This window comes from Phormidium sp. CCY1219 (assembly GCF_055795085.1).
Genome location: NZ_JAYFEQ010000892.1, coordinates 1 through 822, shown reverse-complemented (window position 1 = coordinate 822; position 822 = coordinate 1). Strand labels below are relative to the sequence as shown.

Genomic DNA, 822 nt, shown 5'->3' with positions numbered 1-822 from the left:
ATCGATTTGGGGTTTTTCCAGGAGGGCGATCGCATCGAATTGATTCGGGGAGAACTGGTGCCAATGGTTTCTAAAGGCAAAGCGCATACAACCTGTTGTCGAAATTTAATTCGGGAACTGCCCAAATTACTCCGCGAACGCGCCACTCTCCAATGCCAAGACCCTATCTTACTGCCCAATAACAGCGAACCGGAACCGGATTTTGTTATGGTGAGAAATCGGCCAGATAACTATTTATCTCATCATCCGATGCCGGAAGATATTATCGGAGTTATCGAAATTGCCGATTCTTCTTTGCAGTACGATCGCGAGGTGAAACTTCCCCTTTATGCGGAAGCGAATATTGCCGAATATTGGCTCGTCAATTTGTTGGAAAATCAATTGGAAGTTTACAAGGTTCCCTATCAAAAATCTAATGCGGTTTTTGACTACCGCCAAAAGCAGGTGTTGCTTCCGGATGAAACCGTTGCTTTACCCGAGTTTCCCGATGCGATTCTGGAACTAGGACGGGTTTTTCCGGGGGCGATCGCTTAACTACCACAACCCAAGAGGTAGGCAGCAAAAATTGGTCATTTCCGCCCAGACCAAATTAAAATCTAGCAATGAGAACGATGCGTTTCATATTCCCCACTTGTTTGCTAGCTTGCTGCTGCGATCGGCGCAGAAATTTTGGGTTTTCGTCGGGGTAAAATTTTGTTACAATTAAAACTGTGGTCAACTTTCTTGCAGGTCAATGAGTTTAATAGCTGCCAAACGCTTTACGATTGATGAGTATCATCGCTTAATCGATTTGGGGTTTTTCCAGGAGGGCGATCGCATCGA

General features: G+C 45.3%; 1 protein-coding gene. It reads left to right on the top strand.

The features are described 5' to 3' along the window. The coding region (locus tag AC0QH1_RS29325) for a Uma2 family endonuclease (protein WP_324634984.1) at positions 1-534 on the top strand (534 nt) is incomplete at its 5' end. Positions 535-822: the final 288 nt, after the last annotated feature.